General features: G+C 38.5%; 22 protein-coding genes and 1 pseudogene. 9 read left to right on the top strand and 14 right to left on the bottom strand.

Features of this window, described 5'->3' with window-relative positions:
• Positions 1-34: 34 nt before the first annotated feature.
• On the bottom strand, positions 35-787 hold the full coding sequence (locus ACE1CC_RS07080; protein ID WP_413269764.1) for a vWA domain-containing protein: 753 nt from the start codon (positions 785-787) through the stop codon (positions 35-37).
• Positions 788-1,077: 290 nt separating this feature from the next.
• On the opposite strand from ACE1CC_RS07080, the gene ACE1CC_RS07075 reads away from it, so the two are divergent.
• Positions 1,078-2,463: an NB-ARC domain-containing protein gene (locus ACE1CC_RS07075; protein WP_413269763.1), complete on the top strand. Its 1,386-nt coding sequence runs from the start codon at positions 1,078-1,080 to the stop codon at positions 2,461-2,463.
• A 411-nt stretch (positions 2,464-2,874) separates the two neighbouring features.
• Here ACE1CC_RS07075 and ACE1CC_RS07070 read toward each other — a convergent pair whose 3' ends face one another.
• Together ACE1CC_RS07070 and ACE1CC_RS07065 are read right to left on the bottom strand one after the other, a co-directional pair.
• On the bottom strand, positions 2,875-3,702 hold the full coding sequence (locus tag ACE1CC_RS07070; protein ID WP_413269762.1) for a Tab2/Atab2 family RNA-binding protein: 828 nt from the start codon (positions 3,700-3,702) through the stop codon (positions 2,875-2,877).
• Positions 3,703-3,722: 20 nt separating this feature from the next.
• The gene (locus ACE1CC_RS07065) at positions 3,723-4,775 is read right to left on the bottom strand and encodes an AI-2E family transporter (RefSeq protein ID WP_413269761.1); all 1,053 of its coding nucleotides are present in this window, start codon (positions 4,773-4,775) and stop codon (positions 3,723-3,725) included.
• A 573-nt stretch (positions 4,776-5,348) separates the two neighbouring features.
• Here ACE1CC_RS07065 and ACE1CC_RS07060 point away from each other — a divergent pair.
• Entirely contained in the window at positions 5,349-6,632 is a 1,284-nt protein-coding gene (locus ACE1CC_RS07060; protein ID WP_413269760.1) for a valine--pyruvate transaminase, read from the top strand.
• Positions 6,633-6,839: 207 nt separating this feature from the next.
• On the opposite strand, the gene ACE1CC_RS07055 is transcribed toward ACE1CC_RS07060, so the two are convergent.
• Positions 6,840-6,974, bottom strand: coding sequence for a hypothetical protein (locus ACE1CC_RS07055; RefSeq protein WP_413269759.1), 135 nt, complete (start codon positions 6,972-6,974; stop codon positions 6,840-6,842).
• Between the two features lie 95 nt (positions 6,975-7,069).
• Here ACE1CC_RS07055 and ACE1CC_RS07050 point away from each other — a divergent pair, with 95 nt between their 5' ends.
• Together ACE1CC_RS07050 and ACE1CC_RS07045 are read left to right on the top strand one after the other, a co-directional pair.
• On the top strand, positions 7,070-7,300 hold the full coding sequence (locus ACE1CC_RS07050) for a type II toxin-antitoxin system Phd/YefM family antitoxin (RefSeq protein WP_413269758.1): 231 nt from the start codon (positions 7,070-7,072) through the stop codon (positions 7,298-7,300).
• On the top strand, positions 7,297-7,686 hold the full coding sequence (locus ACE1CC_RS07045) for a type II toxin-antitoxin system VapC family toxin (protein WP_413269757.1): 390 nt from the start codon (positions 7,297-7,299) through the stop codon (positions 7,684-7,686). The genes ACE1CC_RS07050 and ACE1CC_RS07045 overlap by 4 nt, the downstream gene beginning before the upstream one ends.
• 277 nt (positions 7,687-7,963) lie before the next feature.
• Here the strand turns inward: ACE1CC_RS07045 and ACE1CC_RS36720 are convergent.
• The 4 genes and pseudogenes from ACE1CC_RS36720 to ACE1CC_RS07025 form a co-directional block, all read right to left on the bottom strand.
• A pseudogene (locus ACE1CC_RS36720) lies at positions 7,964-8,293 on the bottom strand (type II toxin-antitoxin system RelE/ParE family toxin).
• On the bottom strand, positions 8,277-8,540 hold the full coding sequence (locus ACE1CC_RS07035) for a hypothetical protein (RefSeq protein WP_459563816.1): 264 nt from the start codon (positions 8,538-8,540) through the stop codon (positions 8,277-8,279). Before ACE1CC_RS07035 ends, ACE1CC_RS36720 begins: the two are co-directional and overlap by 17 nt.
• Before the next feature lie 243 nt (positions 8,541-8,783).
• The gene (locus ACE1CC_RS07030; protein ID WP_413269754.1) at positions 8,784-9,077 is read right to left on the bottom strand and encodes a hypothetical protein; all 294 of its coding nucleotides are present in this window, start codon (positions 9,075-9,077) and stop codon (positions 8,784-8,786) included.
• A 4-nt stretch (positions 9,078-9,081) separates the two neighbouring features.
• The gene (locus ACE1CC_RS07025; RefSeq protein ID WP_413269753.1) at positions 9,082-9,420 is read right to left on the bottom strand and encodes a flavoredoxin; all 339 of its coding nucleotides are present in this window, start codon (positions 9,418-9,420) and stop codon (positions 9,082-9,084) included.
• Positions 9,421-9,645: 225 nt separating this feature from the next.
• Here ACE1CC_RS07025 and ACE1CC_RS07020 point away from each other — a divergent pair, with 225 nt between their 5' ends.
• The 4 genes from ACE1CC_RS07020 to ACE1CC_RS07005 all read left to right on the top strand — a co-directional run bounded on the left by ACE1CC_RS07020 (position 9,646) and on the right by ACE1CC_RS07005 (position 11,299).
• The gene (locus ACE1CC_RS07020) at positions 9,646-9,918 is read left to right on the top strand and encodes a hypothetical protein (protein WP_459563815.1); all 273 of its coding nucleotides are present in this window, start codon (positions 9,646-9,648) and stop codon (positions 9,916-9,918) included.
• Positions 9,918-10,355, top strand: coding sequence for a type II toxin-antitoxin system VapC family toxin (locus ACE1CC_RS07015; protein WP_413269751.1), 438 nt, complete (start codon positions 9,918-9,920; stop codon positions 10,353-10,355). Before ACE1CC_RS07020 ends, ACE1CC_RS07015 begins: the two co-directional genes overlap by 1 nt.
• A gap of 303 nt (positions 10,356-10,658) precedes the next feature.
• Positions 10,659-10,904, top strand: coding sequence for a type II toxin-antitoxin system Phd/YefM family antitoxin (locus tag ACE1CC_RS07010; protein WP_413269750.1), 246 nt, complete (start codon positions 10,659-10,661; stop codon positions 10,902-10,904).
• Positions 10,901-11,299: a type II toxin-antitoxin system VapC family toxin gene (locus ACE1CC_RS07005; protein ID WP_413269749.1), complete on the top strand. Its 399-nt coding sequence runs from the start codon at positions 10,901-10,903 to the stop codon at positions 11,297-11,299. The genes ACE1CC_RS07010 and ACE1CC_RS07005 overlap by 4 nt, the downstream gene beginning before the upstream one ends.
• On the opposite strand, the gene ACE1CC_RS07000 is transcribed toward ACE1CC_RS07005, so the two are convergent.
• The 4 genes from ACE1CC_RS07000 to ACE1CC_RS06985 all read right to left on the bottom strand — a co-directional run bounded on the left by ACE1CC_RS07000 (position 11,300) and on the right by ACE1CC_RS06985 (position 13,375).
• Positions 11,300-11,512 (bottom strand): hypothetical protein, encoded by a 213-nt coding sequence (locus ACE1CC_RS07000; RefSeq protein ID WP_413269748.1) that lies wholly within the window; start codon positions 11,510-11,512, stop codon positions 11,300-11,302. It lies immediately after the preceding gene.
• 27 nt (positions 11,513-11,539) lie between these two features.
• On the bottom strand, positions 11,540-11,851 hold the full coding sequence (locus ACE1CC_RS06995) for a hypothetical protein (RefSeq protein WP_413269747.1): 312 nt from the start codon (positions 11,849-11,851) through the stop codon (positions 11,540-11,542).
• Between the two features lie 44 nt (positions 11,852-11,895).
• On the bottom strand, positions 11,896-12,279 hold the full coding sequence (locus ACE1CC_RS06990) for a hypothetical protein (RefSeq protein ID WP_413269746.1): 384 nt from the start codon (positions 12,277-12,279) through the stop codon (positions 11,896-11,898).
• Between the two features lie 112 nt (positions 12,280-12,391).
• The gene (locus tag ACE1CC_RS06985) at positions 12,392-13,375 is read right to left on the bottom strand and encodes a methyl-accepting chemotaxis protein (protein ID WP_413269745.1); all 984 of its coding nucleotides are present in this window, start codon (positions 13,373-13,375) and stop codon (positions 12,392-12,394) included.
• 324 nt (positions 13,376-13,699) lie between these two features.
• Between ACE1CC_RS06985 and ACE1CC_RS06980 the strand changes: the two genes are divergently transcribed.
• Positions 13,700-15,076 carry an NB-ARC domain-containing protein gene (locus ACE1CC_RS06980; protein WP_413269744.1) on the top strand — a complete coding sequence of 459 codons (1,377 nt, stop codon included), beginning with the start codon at positions 13,700-13,702 and terminating at the stop codon, positions 15,074-15,076.
• A 174-nt stretch (positions 15,077-15,250) separates the two neighbouring features.
• Here ACE1CC_RS06980 and ACE1CC_RS06975 read toward each other — a convergent pair whose 3' ends face one another.
• Together ACE1CC_RS06975 and ACE1CC_RS06970 are read right to left on the bottom strand one after the other, a co-directional pair.
• Positions 15,251-15,889, bottom strand: coding sequence for a type I restriction endonuclease (locus ACE1CC_RS06975; protein WP_413269743.1), 639 nt, complete (start codon positions 15,887-15,889; stop codon positions 15,251-15,253).
• Between the two features lie 82 nt (positions 15,890-15,971).
• Positions 15,972-16,694: an ATP-dependent Clp protease proteolytic subunit gene (locus ACE1CC_RS06970; RefSeq protein ID WP_413269742.1), complete on the bottom strand. Its 723-nt coding sequence runs from the start codon at positions 16,692-16,694 to the stop codon at positions 15,972-15,974.
• Positions 16,695-16,874 lie beyond the last annotated feature (180 nt).

Here is a 16,874-nt window from a genome sequence, read left to right as displayed (position 1 = left end):
TATTACTCCCTAAAATGTTCAGGCATAAAGAACTTTAGCGTAATGCCCCTAAAGAACCAAAATTGAGAATCCTAATAAGTGTCTCAGCATCTGCATTAAATACGAATCCTCTGGAATTAGGCTGAACATTAAAACCTACATCTTTAGCTTTACTAGCAAGAACATCTGGTAGCACAGTTGAAATATCAAACAAAAAGTTGGCAAACTTATTAGCGCTCAAAGCAGAATTACTGTTTGGCAACTCTACTTTACCTGCTGATGCCGTAGAAATATGTGCATTGAGTATAATTACATTGCCGTCAGTAGTTTTAAGTTGTGATAGTTTGTTAGCTTCAACAATTGCGTCGTCAATACTATCAGGTTCTCCATCAGTAATATTGATAATAATAGGTGGAAAAGTATTTGGATGGCTAGAAACAAATTTTTCTGCTCCCTTATAAGCTTGTCGAAAAGCTTGTGCCATGGGTGTTCCTCCACTTGCAACAGGATTTGCAAAAACTCGCATAACTTCATCCACCTCGACTAATCCACCCGCACCATCAGATTGTTTTTTCTTGACAGTGGTTGTATTGGGGTTCTTTGCTAAATCCGATACTTTTTCGAGAAAAAGTACATTCACACCTGCACCATAGCCGATTACAGCCACATAGCACCTGTCTCTAATTTCATCACCAACTGCACAAGCTTCAATGATTTCGGCTATAATTCGATTAACTGCTAAAGCAGCAAATTCTGCCTTGGTTGAATTTGCATATTTGTCAGACATTGAAGTTGATTGATCAATCATTATGATTATCAATCCTGGCTTGGAACTGCTTAAAAGTTCTGAGTACATAAATTTTTCGTATTTGATGAACCAATCGTGAACGCTATATAGTGTTCAATACCTAAATATAGGCTGGAATATTTTTCCTATGATCCTTCATAAATCCAAGCTTTGTCTACCCCAAAAATGTTCAATTTTGTCACCATTTTTTCCCTACTTTCACTCTCTTAAATCTAATTTTGTACAAAAAAGTAGAAAATTGTGCTAAAAGTGCGGTATCATACAAAAAATGCTGCCATCTACCTACCTCAATGAATCTTAAAGAAATGTTAAACCTCGCGGATAAAATAGTCTTCGAGAAAACAGGTCAACATCTTGACGATTTACAAGAGGCGGTACTGCGAGGAACTCTACAACGGGAGACATATAAGCAAATAGCTACAGATTTTGACTGTTCTGAAAGTAGTGTAAGAAAGGTGGGAGCAGAATTATGGGAAATACTTTCAGAAGAATTAGGAGAAGAAGTTAGTAAATCGAATTTTCGATCGGCAATGCAAAGATTGCAAAACTCTAATGTTGTAAACTTTGCACAAGACGTTGTAGTGAGCAGTACTTTTAACGTTTGTGCGGGAAGTAGACAACCGCCAGATATACCAAACTCACATCCACCTAATGAGGAAACATCTAATACAAAACCAACTAAAACATCTCATCAAGATTTAAGTGAAATGCCAGAGTTGGGTGTTCTCTACGATCGCACTTCCGAACTCGACACCCTCACAACCTGGATTTTACAACAACGCTGTCGCTTAATCGCACTCACAGGCATCAGCGGTATCGGCAAAACTGCATTAGCAACACAACTCGTAGCACAAATTAAAGACGAATTTGAGTATGTAATTTGGTGCAATCTAGATGAATCTCACACCCCAGACGAATTTCAACATAAACTAATCCAGTTTTTCTCCCAGTCGGAAAACCTAAATTCACCTCCAACTAACCAAAAACCATTACCTCTAATTAAATATTTACAAAAATATCGCTGCTTAGTCATATTAGATGATATTCAAAATCTCTTCATTAGCGGCGAATTGGCAGGAAAATATAAATCAGGATACGAAGAATATCGCAGTTTATTCAAACAGATAAAAACATTATTCCATCAAAGCTGCTTTCTGTTAATCGGTTGGGAACAACCAAGAGAATTTTCTCAAATCGAAAGCCAAAATATTCCCAGTTGTACTTTACAACTCACTGGTTTAGATATTGCTGCTGGATGGCAAATTCTCAAAGATAAAGGTTTAGCAGAAATCGATAACTACTCAGAACTGATTCACATCTATCAAGGCAATCCTTTATGGTTAAAAAGCGTGGCGACTCTGATTAAAGAGTTGGGAGGATGTGTGAGTGAGTTATTACAAGATGATCCTATTTTATTACCGGAAGATTTGAAAGATAATTTACAGCAAACTGTTAGCCGCTTATCTGATTGGGAAAAACAAGTTCTTTCTTTGTTGGCGAGAGAAAGCAATGGAATTAACTTAGCAAAATTACTAGAAAACACCAAAATTCCTTCGTCAGATTTAGTGAATGTAGTGCAATCTTTGTTGCGGCGCTGTTTGATAGAACCACAAGAAAGTTTTTATACATTGCCATTGGTATTAAAGCAGTATATGATAACAACAATGTATCGATAGTTCTTTCTAATCTAGCGGGCAATAAGCTGAGGTGGGGGTAGGGACACGGCATCATTAATATTTGCAACTCTTACGTTATCTCTTTCATGCCGTGTCCCTACAATTTCCTGAAAAAAGGCAAGGATTTTGCACCAAAAGGTCTGGAAAACTTGCACTTGTTTATGCAAAAAAGGCGCTTTCACCATTGCCTTTCTTACTTTTTACTTTTATTCAGCAAGCCTTAAGTAGGTGTAAATAAATAAAGTTTTAATAGTTATCTTTGGATGGGGCGGGCAGGATGCCCACCCCACAAGAGTCAGATTTCTTGTGGGGTGGGCACCCTGCCCACCCTAGTTTTCACTTTATTTATATCTACCTACTTACAAGTACGAGAGAACTAGCTGATAAAATATACTTTTGCGTTATCGTTGTCTATCCTTCAGCTACATTTTGTAATAACCAAAATCCACTGTAAGTTATTCCCGAATCATCAGGTTGCACTAATAAAAAATGAAGTCCTTTAGATTCTTGTTTACGTTGTTCAAATATTTTCGCTGCTACAGTAACTTCTTCATCTGCAAAAGTCGCGACAACCCACCTATCTACTAACCCAGCTTCTAAAATTAAGCCATCAGGCGCACCAGGAATATAATTCAGCGCCACAGGTCGAGATTCCTGTATCCAACGTGCTAACCTTAAAGATTGTTTCCCTCCATCAATAACTACTCCCGGAACTGGCAAAGTTGAAGCTATTCCTAAGTTGATTGGTAAGAGAAATTCTGGCATTTCTAAAATGGGAATTGGTTGTCCAGCAAAACTATCTTCAATATCACTCGCCATCAAAGTGGCAAAGCGCCATTTTTCTCCCCAAAGCTGTTCAGGTAAAGGAATTGGTGGCGGTTTTTCTAAAGTTATTGGATCAAAAGGTTCGCCATTTTGGGAATATTGCCGTGCTTTTAACCAGTTTTTTAAACTCTCGGTGCGGCGGGTTGCTTCCACTGCAATCCCTAATTTATCGGCAGCAATTTGAATTAAGCTGAGTGATTGGGGGCGAAATACTTGGATTTTTTCGGGTCGATTTTCCGGGGAAGTTATTACTTTTTGGAATTGGGCAACTAACCAATTAGCATTAGCTTCTGATTGGGGGCATAATGCTTGATATGTCAAGTTATTTTTGGGGTCACAAATTACCAATTCCCACAAAGTTTGTCCGGTGGAATCTTTCAGGGGACGACGATAAAAATCAACTTGCCAAGGCATAAGTTTAATGAGGATTTATTTTATGGGGATTTCGGCTGGTCAGCCAAGGGTTCTATTGATTCTGATTTGACTGGTTCTTTCATCCAACTTACTATCATAGCAGCGATCGGCACCGCTAAGAATATACCGAGAATTCCGGCAACTCGTTCCCCCAAAAATAAGGCTAAAAATAGCAGGACTGGATTAATTTCTAAGTTGGCTTTCATCAATTTGGGAGCAATTAAGTTATCTTGAATTTGTTGTAAAATTGTACAGGTAATTAAAACTTTGACTGCCATCCAAAAGTTTTGGGATACGAGTACCAGTAAGGTAACGACGATCGCACACAAGGTTCCTCCAATCCCCGGAATTGCATCAATTATCCCTAAAATCAAACATAAAAATAAAGCGTATTTGACTCCGATTAGAGTGAAGACAATCCAGCAAGAAACAGACAGGAAAAGAACTAGTAAAATTTGGGCGCGAAAGAAACCAAGAAAACTTTTTTGAAAGGTAACACTAAAGCGATCGCGCACATCAAAAGGTAACAGTTTTAAACAAGCTACCCAAATTTTTTCCCCATCAATGAGCATATAAACACAAATTACGGCAATGAAAACAGCCGTTAAAAAGTTGGAAAATACTCCTTGTAAAAATCCGATACCTGTAAGCAACCCAGTTTGCAGGGTGGCAATAAATTTGTCTATTTGAATAGATTGCAAAAATTTGCTTATTGGGGTAATCTCGTTGGCTCTAATAAAATTAAATAAGCTATTAGCTAATCCTTGCCCTTGTGTGATTACTTCAAATCCCAAACTGGTAATTAGGGTGACAATAATCAGTAAAAATAATGAACAAACGATCGCAATCGCCCATCCTCGTGGGATGAATTTCTTCAGCCATTTGACGGGATAATTTAACAAAGCAGCTAAGGTAGCAGCAATGGTAAAGATGGTAATCAATGAGTAAAAATAATTAATTACAAAGACGATCGCACAACCACAACAAAATAACGCTAAAAAGGTTAAGGAAGAACGCAATAATTTAGCATTGCTGAGGTGATCCCAAAAATGTTTATTAGGATAATCTGCCATCTTTCGTTAATTCGCCATAAATTTTACATTTTCTAGTCCCCAGAGGTAAATTACCATCAAATCAACCACACTATAGGAGCCTTGTTTAATCCAAAGTTGCATTCACAAGACCCAACTTCGTCTTTTTACCTTTTGTGTGTGCCCCAACTTCGCCCTGAGAAAATTATTGGGCGTTAGGCGTTGACGCTAAAAATGGGGGGATGGGGGGCGATCGCTTTTGTACTTAATACTTTTTATCATACTTTTCCCAATTTATAATGGCTCTAAATTTAATGATTTTGAAGAAAATAGCACATTTTTTCCGATTTACCGAAGCGATCTGCTACAGATAGAAGTGTACTACAAGTCAAGTAATCGATTAGCATCGGTTAATAAGTGATTGGGAAGCACCCATCGATGCTCAGTTTTCACAGAAAAACCAGTCGTTTTGATGTAGGAGGCTATTTTTACCCCAGAACTCCCTAAAGGTTCACCCATTGACAATAGTTAATTTCTAATTGTTCATGCTTGTCAACCCCTTCCCAATTTCTTAGCACCTTAGTAAACTTTTGTAATTTAGTTTAGTTCAATCCTATGAATCCTGCCCTGACTCAATTTGGTAATCAAATGTCCCAGCTTACAGGCGTGCGGGCAATCATGAAAGATATTGCACAAACCCTAAAAGCTAATATAGGAGAGCAATTTATTAATTTAAGTCCCGGAAATCCGGTGATTTTACCGGAAATTGAGCAGCTATGGCGCAAATACACCGAAGAGTTGTTGAGTAGCTCTGATTATGGTGAGGTAGTTTGCCGCTACGGTCAATCTCAAGGTTATGAACCTTTAATTGATGCAATTGCTAATGAATTTAATCGTCACTATGGGTTAAATTTAACTCATCAAAATATTTTGATTACTCCGGGCAGTCAAAGTATTTACTTTTATGCAGCTAATGCTTTTGGTGGTTATAGTAAAAATGGTCAATTAAAGCAAATAGTTTTGCCTTTAAGCCCAGATTATACTGGTTATGGTGGTGTAACTTTAATCCCAGAAGCTTTAGTATCTTATAAACCAGAATTAGAGATTGACGCATCTGCACATCGGTTTAAATATCGCCCAGATTTCAGCCAGTTAGAGATTAATGAAACTACTGGTTGTATATTATTTTCTCGTCCTTGCAATCCGACAGGTAATGTTTTGAGTGAAGATGAGGTTGGGAAAATTGCGACTTTAGCAGAACCTTATGATGTTCCAGTATTAATTGATTCGGCTTATGGGCCGCCTTTTCCGGCTTTGAATTTTACGGAAATGTCTCCGGTATTTGGGGAAAATATTGTCCATTGTATGAGTTTATCGAAAGCGGGATTACCGGGAGAAAGGATTGGTGTGGCGATCGGAGATGAAAAGATAATACAAATTTTGGAATCGTTCCAAACTAATATGTGTATTCATTCATCTCGCTATGGACAAGCAATTGCCGCCAAAGCGATCGCATCTGGTGAATTAGCAGAACTCGCGACAACAGTAGTTCGCCCTTACTATCAACAAAAGTTTGTCATAGTCGAAGCCACTCTTGATGAGTCAATGCCTCAAGATTTACCTTGGTTTTTACATAGAGGTGAAGGAGCCATTTTCGCTTGGTTATGGTTAGAAAACTTACCGATTACTGATTGGGAATTGTACCAATTGTTGAAAAAAGTTGGTGTAATTGTCGTTCCTGGTAGTTCTTTCTTCCCCGGTTTAAGAGAAGAATGGGGACATAAAAACCAATGTATTCGCATTAGTTTGACTGCAACTGATGGAGATATTGCCGAGGGAATGCGACGGTTAGCTAAAGTTGTAACGGAAATTTATCAAAAGTCGGCTGTGGCGATTTAGTTAGTGTGACTTTAACAGTTTAGCCAGGGAATTAAATCTCTGGCTAATAGGGCGATCGATCTTCAGAAATAGGTTATAGTATTTAAAGTTATTTTAATCTTAGGTTTTCATTAATTATTTAATTATGTCCGCTAAAGATATCTTTCACAATACAGTCAGATCTGCTTAGAGCGATAGTAATGATAAAGATGGATAAGTTTGTGAGTATTAAAGATGTTTAATTTCTTTGTTTAAAAATAGCTTAAGAGAAAGGGCGATCGCACTACAAAAAACAGCGATCGCACCTGAGAAAAATAAGAGTGCGTTCGCGTAGCGTGCCAAAATTGCGTATCGCTGTTTCATTTTAGGCGATCGCTCATCGGAAAAAACCTATCATTCTGCTTGCTAAGCATCGGATTATAATAATAGAAATAGATCGGATTGTGAACGAGCAAAAAATGACACAAATTACCACGACAGAATTACCACAGAACCTCCAGACTCTATTTATAGAGGTTGAACGTACCAGAACCCCGCTAACCGTCATCCATGAAGGAAAACCATTAGTGATTATTTATCCTGCTACCACCCAAGCTTCACGACCTACTTTTGGGGTGATGAAAGGAAGCGGTGAAATCTTAGGAGATTTAATCGCTCCTGTAGCTGAACCTTGGGAAGTTTTACAATGAAACTTTTACTCGATACTCACATTTGGCTCTGGTATTTACTTGGCGACCAACGCCTTTCGCTGCAACTACAAAATGCAATCGTTGATTCTAATACTGAACTTTGGCTTAGTCCAATTAGTATTTGGGAAACTCTCATTCTTGCAGAAAAAGGACGGCTATCTTTACAGCCCGATCCTATTACATGGGTTAACTTAGCTTTAAAAACTCTGGAAACTCGAGAAGCCAAAATGAATTACGACATTGCTATTTTAAGTCGCCAAATTGCACTTCCCCATCAAGACCCTGCGGATCGATTTATTGTCGCTACAGCTATTTACTATGGATTAATTTTAGCTACAGTTGATGTTAATATTACAGGCAAGTCGGCAGTACAAACACTTAGTTAGGTTAATCATATCCCATCAGCTAGACAACTTTAACGCCTACAAAAATTTGCATTGTAGATCGAATATTGTCTGCTACATTGCCACCCATCCAATCATCAAATTGGTAATGCTAGAAATTAGCGATCGCACCTGAGAAAAATAAGAGTGCGATCGCGTAGCGTGCCAAGATTGCGTATCGCTGTTTCATTTTAGGCGCTCGCTCATCGGAAAAAAGAGAGTGCGTTCGCGTAGCGTGCCAAGATTGCATATCGCTCTTTTTTGTAGTGTGATAGCTTCTCTATAATTCCTCTTTTAGATCGTCTAAAGTCAACGGTGCTTGTGCGCTATGGCGAACATACAAAACGTAAACTTTCGGCTCTCGAATAGTAAATAGCACTCGGTACATATTTTTAGATTTTCCCTAAAGTAGTTGTCGAACTTCTTCAGGAAAAATTTCCTGTTCGACGGCTTTGGCACAACGTTGGGGTTTTTCTTGAAGTGTTGAAATCGCATTCATTAATCCGCGAAACCAGCGATCGGCAAACTCAGGATTCCGTTCTCGATACCAGCAGTAAGCTTGCTCGATTTGGCTTTCTGCAATTGGGGTAATTTCAACTTGAAATGTCATATTTCTGTTGCATTTCTTGGATGAAATTCCCGAGCGGGCGAGTTTGCCCAGCGTTGAGTTCCTCAAAACCTTGCTGAATACCTGCGATCGTTTCTAGTTTTTCAATCAGCTGGCTTAGTTTAGTTGGATCGATTTTGCCCGGTTCCAGAAAGGTGACGAGAACTTGAGTGCGATCGCTCATGTTCTGCGGTAATTCGCTTAGTTCGATTTGCCCATTTTGATAAATGCCTTCAATAGTTCTGAGCATGGCTGGTAGCAATCTATTCATGGATATGACAAGATTTTATCCTATAAAATTATCTTTTTGCTTGCTAAGTGTAGAGGGAGCGATCGCTTTTGCATTTTAGGCGATCGCTCATCGGAAAAAAACAGAGTGCGATCGTGTAGCGTGCCTCTCTTACGTATCGCATAGCGTACTCTCTTGCATATCGCTCAATATACAAGCTGCTATATCAGCAACTATCCAATCATCATATTGCAATTTAGATTGTTAGGATATTGGCAGAGATATACCACTTTCAGATAAGCCAGAATTGCTCGGAATAATATCTTCTATTTCTCTAATAACCTGCCAATCAATGAGTGCTACCCAAAGATTTTCCTCTTCTGAATATTGAACTACACCATCAGCTTCTAATTCTTCGCTATAAAGGGTGAGCAATTGACCATTTTGCAACTTAATATTTTGGCGACTTAAGTCTTCTATTGTTCCCACACAATTTAGACGAAGGCGACCTTGTTCATCGGCATTATGAAAGTCTGCAAAAATTTTAGGGTGACTCATAATTTTACTCTAATCGAGATGATTGCTTTGCTGGATTGGGAATTGTTGGTGTTAGCAGAAAGCTTGCTTGCTCTGGCGTTAAGCCAGTCAGAGTTGCATGATTTAAACTTCTACCAGAAGTACGGATCACATCTCCTCCTTGGACGCGAACTTCGCCTACTGTCGTTACGCCAACTTGTCCATGAGGGATTGCTAATGCTAGCTCTGCTACTGACAATCTTACTGCACATTCTACAGAAATTCCTGTAATGCCGCTGGGGTGGGTTCCTGTGGCACGTTGAATATCTTCTGGGCGATTACGACCACCACGAACTACAAAGGCTTCGTTTGGAATTATTTCCACACACAAATGTACGCTATTAGATTTAAGTACGCGCTACAGTTTACCAAAAATTTCTGCTCACAGCGATCGCTCATCTGAAAAAAGAGAGTGCGATCGCTTTTGGCGCTGCGCTACGCGATTGCGCGAAGCGTGTTCTCTTGCGTATCGCTCTTAGTTTTGGTTGTTTATTATTCGGTAAATTGCTCTCAAGTAAGCTATAATTTGGCAAAACTTCTCTACTATGATATGGAAACAATGAAACTGCGATCGCAAATTGGAACAGATGGCATATTGCTTCTCCAGATGCCTACCAAGCTTAAAAATACTTCTGTTGAAGTGGTGGTAGTTATACAGCCGTTATCATCTGAAGAAACTAAACCACAGTATAATGCTTGGGGAAAACCAACTACTAAACAATCTATTCAAGAAGCAGTTGCCAAAATGCAACAACTAAGGCAAGAAGTAGGAATAGATAAAAATTCTATTCGCGAAATGATTGAAGAGGGGCGCAGGTTTTAATGCGGTTTGTCTTGGATTGTTCGATAGCAATCAGTTGGTGCTTAGTAGATGAAAATGATAATTATGCGAATGCTATATTGGCTATGATGCCGGATTCTGAAGCTTATGTACCGGGAATTTGGTCGCTAGAAATTGCTAATACTTTACTGGTTGCTGAACGACGTAATCGCATCACTACTGAACAATCGGAGTTAGCTATTGCTTTGTTACAATCACTGTTAATTCACATTGACGAATCTACTAATAACTATGCACTTTCATCAACTTTGTTGTTAGGAAGGCAAGAAGGTTTAGCAGCTTATGATGCAGCATATTTAGAGTTAGCATTACGATTACAATTGCCGATCGCAACACTTGATATTAGATTAGCCCAAGCAGCAACTCGCTGTGGTGTGGAGTTGGTAGTTGTTGATGGAGAAATAAATCCAGAAGATTGATAATAATGCAACTCAAAAGAGGAATTTCCTGAAATGTTGATGGAAAGAGCGATCGCTTTTTCATTTTAGGCGATCGCTGATCTGAAAAAAGAGAGTGCGATCGCGTAGTGTGCTCTCTTGCGTATCGCTTGCGCCGGATCTCTTGCATAACCCTCTTTGTTTTACTGCCTCTTCGCCATCCATTCAATCATCAAATTGCAAAGCAAATTTCCAGTGGGTATTGTGATGGCTAATGAACTCACTCTTACACAACCATCAAAATCATATTAAACTTAAGTTTATGGACTTAGTTGATCAACCAGCATGGAAACTGTAAATATCCATCAAGCTACAACGGATTTATCACGTCTATTGTCTCGTGTGGCACTTGGAGAAGAAATTATTATTGCAAATCAAGGCATCCCGATCGCAAAGTTAGTTCCATTTCGTACCTCATCCAATCGCCGATCTAGTTTAGGGCAAGATCGAGGCAAATTTATCGTGCCAGAGGACTTTAACGATCCTTTGCCAACAGAGATTTTGGCAGCATTCGAGGGAAATGAAGAATGAAATTGTTGTTAGATACTCATTGTTGGTTGTGGTGGTTTGCCCAACCAGAACGTTTGAGTGAGGATGCGATCGCACAAATTGCTGATGAAACTAATGAATTATGGTTTTCTGTTGCTAGTATCTGGGAAATCGGTATCAAAGTTGCGATCGGAAAGTTGTCATTGCCAGAACCAATAGATAGTTATATTTCGACGCGCATGGTAAATTTAGGTGCGCGATTTCTGGAAATTACAGCGCCTCATGCCTTACAAGCAGCTGCGTTACCATTACATCATCGAGATCCTTTTGATCGAATGCTAATTGCCCAAGCTAAAATAGAGGGCATGACGCTTGTGAGTGCCGATCCAATCTTCCAACAATACAGCGATTTATCTCTTCTTTGGGCAGCCAATTAGTTAGATTTTACAACTTAGTTTAGATGGTGCGATCGCACTCCAAAAAAACAGCGATCGCACCTGAGAAAAATAAGAGTGCGATCGCTGTTTCATTTTAGGCGATCGCTGATCTGAAAAAAGAGAGTGCGATCGCGTAGCGTGCCAAGATTGCGTATCGCCAAGCGTCCTCTCTTGCATATCGCTCAATATGTAAGCTGCTATATCAGCAACCATCCAATCATCATATTGCAATTTAGATTGTTAGGATATTGGCAGAGATATACCACTTTCAGATATGCCAGAATTGCTCGGAATAATATCTTCTACCTCTCTAATAACCTGCGAATCAATAAGTGCTACCCAAAGATTTTCCTCTTCTGAATATTCTAAGTCAGAAGGTTGTTCCAAAAAAATATTAATCCCCTGAATTGTCGAACCTTTCCAAGCTGATGTGCGTCCATCTGAAACAACATTGATTCCAGCCAATCTCAAATCAAGCATTAAGCCCTCAAATGTAGATTCAACCTGCTCAGAGTTAGTAGAATATACAACATTAACTCTAGTTTCCAACATTGCTGTTCTTTCCTTCCTATATGCTAGGTTCAGCAACACGAACTCTAGTCTTTCCAGAGGCGCAAATCTGGAAGTAATTCGGGGTCGAGAGGCCCAAACATCTCAAAAACCATTAATCTAGCTTTAACTCCAGCAAGAATGAGAGCAGAGGAACGATGATTGCCATCCATTATCAAGTGTTTGCCATCTGGTAATGCGTATGTTGCAATCACAAGTTGAACTGGTTGAGTGCTATTTATGAATCGACTTAATAGCTCTTGAATTTTGTCTCTACGCTTACTATTAAGATGATTTATAGCCTTGGGAATATCAGCTAGTGTAAGTTGACGTGCATTTGGCGCTAAGTAGCTGACTTCCTCATCTACATCATTGAGATACCAGGGCAAATACCAACTTGAAGGATTTTCTAATTCCTCAAAAAAACTCATATTAATGGTAACTTGCTCACTTATTAAACTCTCCCAATCAAGTTTAATTCTGATAGAACCATTAAAAAATGATTTAAATATTACAAAAGGAATCTTCGTAGATATCATAAAACTAAGATTTATCTAACTTTATTTGATTACATGGTGCGAGTAATCTGCTTATTTTTAGAGTCTCACCCTTTCCTAAATTCAAAACTAGTTTCACTGTTTCTGGTTGTAATAAGTAAGAACAAATTTCCTCTGCTTTTTGTTTATCGTTATATTTCACGCTGTCTAAGTATCTTGCTAAAGCATCTGTCATATTTTCAGCTATTTCTTGTCTTCCCCTACTCTTAAGTTTTTCAATGGCTTTTAATGAATCCGCAATCAAAATAGCAGCCATTGGGTTGTTGTCAACTGAATAATGCTCAGTTAATAATTCTAAAGATTTAAGCAAGAGATTGGCATACTTATTGGCTAGAGGTTCACCAGAAAACTCCAATATCGGCAATACAGCTAAGCAATCATAAAGTAATGCTGGCGCTGCACCTGCTTCTCTCTGAGAAACTCGGTTTAATCCCCATTCAATCACGCCAATTTTTTCAGACATTTCCAATTCTGATAGTCCAGTTTGAAGAGATTTAATCTCTTGGGCAATACCTTCTGTTAGACCAACTGACTTATTTATTTTTTGGGCAATACCTTCTGTTAGACCAACTGACTTATTTATCTCTTGGGTAAGCGTTTGTGTTTGACTAACTGATTGATCTATCTTTTCGGTAAGACCTTTTATATCTTGGGTAAGCGTTTGTGTTTCACTAACTGACTGATCTATCTTTTTGGTAAGACCGTTTATATCTTGGGTAAGCGTTTGTGTTTTACTAACTGACTTATCTATCTTTTGGGCAATACCTTCTGTTAGACCAACTGACTTATTTATCTTTTGGGTAAGCGTTTGTGTTTCACTAACTGATTGATCTATCTTTTCGGTAAGACCTTTTGTTTGTTTAATTGACTTCTCTTGATTCTTACCTATCCAGGTACCCACCATAAACAAGATAAAGCCTGCGAGAAGTTGAACTATATCAGCCCAAGTCCATGTATTTTCTAGGCTCATAAGTAAAAATCGATTACCTATATAGACTTATTTGTGAAATTACAATTAGCAGTCGAACTACTAATTTAGACCATAAATGTGGTCTAAAAGGCCATTACAGGATATAAAATGGCAAGCGTTGAATCTTTAACATTACGCTTTGCTTCTCTTATGATCTTTTTAAATCAAAACTTTGTCTAGCCAAAAAATGTACAATTTTGCCGCCAATTTTACCGTGCTTTTCCTTCTCGTCAATCCAATTTTGTACGAAAATGTACGGAAATGTGCGAAAATGTTGGCAGATGTGCGCTACAATACCGAAAAAGCTCCCATCTACCTAACCAGATGAATCTTAAAGAAATGTTAAAATTCGCTGATGACATAGTGTTTGCCAAAACTGGTCAGCACCTTGATGATTTGCAAGAAGCGATACTGCGGGGTACTCTACAACATGAGACATATAAGGAAATAGCTAAGGATTTTGATTGTTCTGAAAGTCGGGTTAGGGAAGTAGGATCGGAATTATGGCGGATACTTTCAGAACAGTTAGGGGAAGAGGTTAGTAAATCGAATTTTCGATCGACAATCGAGAGATTGCAAGTCTCCATATTTTCAAAATATTTTTCACCACAAGAGTCTGTGCGAATAAATTGCGTTAATTATTGTCCAGAAGCTAGACACCCGCCAGATACACCAAACTCACACGCACATAATGAGGAAACAGCTAACTCGAAACAAACTAAAACTTCACATCAAGATTTAAGTGAAATGCCGGAGTTGGGTGTTTTTTACGATCGCACTCCCCAACTAGAAACCCTAAAAACATTAATCTTAGAACAACGCTGTCGCTTAATAGCACTAACAGGTATCAGTGGTATCGGCAAAACTACATTAGCGGCGCAACTCGTACAACAAATAAAAGATGAATTTGAGTATGTTATTTGGTGCAATTTAGAAACTTCTCCCACCTTAGCTGAATTTCAAGATAAACTAATCCAGTTTTTCTCACAACCAGAACAGCTAGATTCATCTGCAACTAACCAAAAACCTTTAACGTTACTTAAGTATTTACAAAAACATCGCTGTTTAGTAGTTTTGGATGACATTCACAACCTTTTCAGTAGCGGCGAATTAGCAGGAAAGTATAAACCAGAATATGAAGAATATCGCTATTTATTTAAAAACATAGAAACATTATCTCATCAAAGTTGCTTTTTGTTAATTGGTTGGGAACAACCCAGAGAAGTTACTCAAGCTAAAAACCAAAATCCTGCTATTTGTACTTTACAAATTACTGGTTTAGATATTAAATCTGCACGGGAACTACTCAGAAATTACGGGTTGGGAGAAATGGAGAATTACTCAGCAATTATTCATCGCTACCAAGGCAACCCATTCTGGTTAAAAAGCGTCGGGAATTTGTTTCAAGAGTTGGGAGGATGCGTAACTGAGTTATTGCAAGATGATACTATTTTATTGCCGGGAGAATTGCAAGATAATTTACAACAAACTATTAGCCGCTTATCTGATTGGGAAAAAGAAGTTCTTTCTTTGATGGCGAGAGAAGGCGAGGGAATTAAATTGGTAAAATTACTAGAAAATACCAAAATTCCCCCGTCAGATTTAGTGAATGTAGTGCAATCTTTACGTCGGCGCTGTTTGATAGAACAACAAGCAAACTGTTACATTTTGCCCGATGTATTAAAGCAGTATATTCTTTAGGCATCTCCAGAAATTAAAGGTGCGTCGCCTATAAATCTTGTAGAGACGTTTCATGAAACGTCTCTACAATGTTTTTTGGAGATGTCTTTTAGATCCCCGACTTCTTGAAGAAGTCGGGGATCTGGTTGCTCAAACTTATAGAGAAGTTGCTAAGATAAAAATACCCAATCTGACTTAGGTGTTAATGATACTTTGCCCTAAATGTTTGAGGATTTGAAAAGCCGATCGCAATTCACTCACCACAGTATAAATTGAAAATGCCCTTGACAATGCGTATTGAGGCATTGGTTGAGCTAAAAGTTTCACAAATAACACATCATCGCCATTCGTTAACATCCCAAATCGCGGTTTATTCAAATCTGGATTTGCCATCATATATGCTAATGCTTGCGGTAATGCCGATCGCACAGAAATAGTAGTTTTTTTAGACTCCAAAATCATTACCCAAAGCTGATTTTGCAAAATCAAAACATCAATTCTTCCGCGTAAGGTTTCTTCCCCATCATCGATCGCAATTTCAATTGCAGCTTCCGCTTTCATTTTAAATGGTGGATCGTAAAATCCTGCTAGTTCTAATAAAGGCGATGCTACCAATAACGTTACTGCTCCTTCTAGCAATTCTCCATCGGATCTGTGATAGAGTAATCTACGTCGCAGAGTATCTAAAGCAGTGTGTTCAGAATCACTCAGACTTGGTAATTCAGTTTGCCATTCGGTAAAAAAAGCTTCATCCTCAGTTCGGCTTAAGTTAAACCTTGATTCAGCTTCAGTCAGAGTTTTTATTGCTTCTGTAACTGCAACAAACTTCGCCATTTGTTTCAATTGTTATGGGGATTATTTTAATTATGGTGAATGGTGCGTTACGTTGCACTAACGCACCCTACCGATAGTTCATTTAGCGGGTAGAAGCTGAGGGGAGTTGATTAATTACTTTGTCAACTATTCCATATACTTTAGCTTCCTGCGCTGACATGAAAAAATCTCGATCGCTATCAACCTCGATTTTTTTTATTGGTTGACCTGTTAGTTGAGCTAGTAAGCTGTTAAGTAAACTTTTTAAATACAAGATTTCTTTAGCTTCAATTGCGATCTCACTTGCTTGTCCGTCAACACCACTTGTAGGTTGATGAATCATGATTCTTGAGTTAGGTAGAGCAAAGCGCTTTCCTTTAGTACCGCTGGCTAACAACATAGCTGCCATTGAGCTACATTCTCCCACACTAACCGTCACCACGTCAGATTTCAGCGATTTTATAGTGTCGTATATTGCCAACCCCGATTGTATCTCACCACCCTTAGAGTTAATGTACAAATAAATATCTTTCCCAGGTGCTTTGGCATCTAGAAAAATTAATTCAGATGTAATTCTTTCTGCTAATTCAGGCGTTATTCTTCCAGTTAGAAGGACGATTCTTTTACTGCGTAACCATCGATCAATTTCTGGATCTATTTGTTTGTTCTTGAAAGATAGATCGATCGCATCCAGAACTTGAGGTAAACTAAGCTTTGAACTAATTTCCTTAGAAGTTTGTCCCATCACTTCATTCGGACTAAGAGTGGTAGTGAGAAGAGTTAAAGAAATAGAAGATAGAAGTGGCACAAAAATTTTGAGACTCATGTAGTTTATTTCTTACAAGCAACCTTATCATTATCCAGTGTTTGAACGCACCCCAACTAAATCGGAGATTATAGTTGGGGATTCTTGCGCTAGGAAACCATAAGATTTCTCAGCGTATCCAGAGTTACTGGCGTTCTCAGTGTGTCGTTGGAACTTTTGCCAACGAACACTCTAGAAAAA

This window comes from Floridaenema aerugineum BLCC-F46 (assembly GCF_041929345.1).
In the GTDB taxonomy this organism is placed as follows: domain Bacteria; phylum Cyanobacteriota; class Cyanobacteriia; order Cyanobacteriales; family Aerosakkonemataceae; genus Floridanema; species Floridanema aerugineum.
The sequence above is the reverse complement of the archived record's forward strand: the minus strand, read 5'-3'. Positions and strand labels throughout refer to the sequence as shown.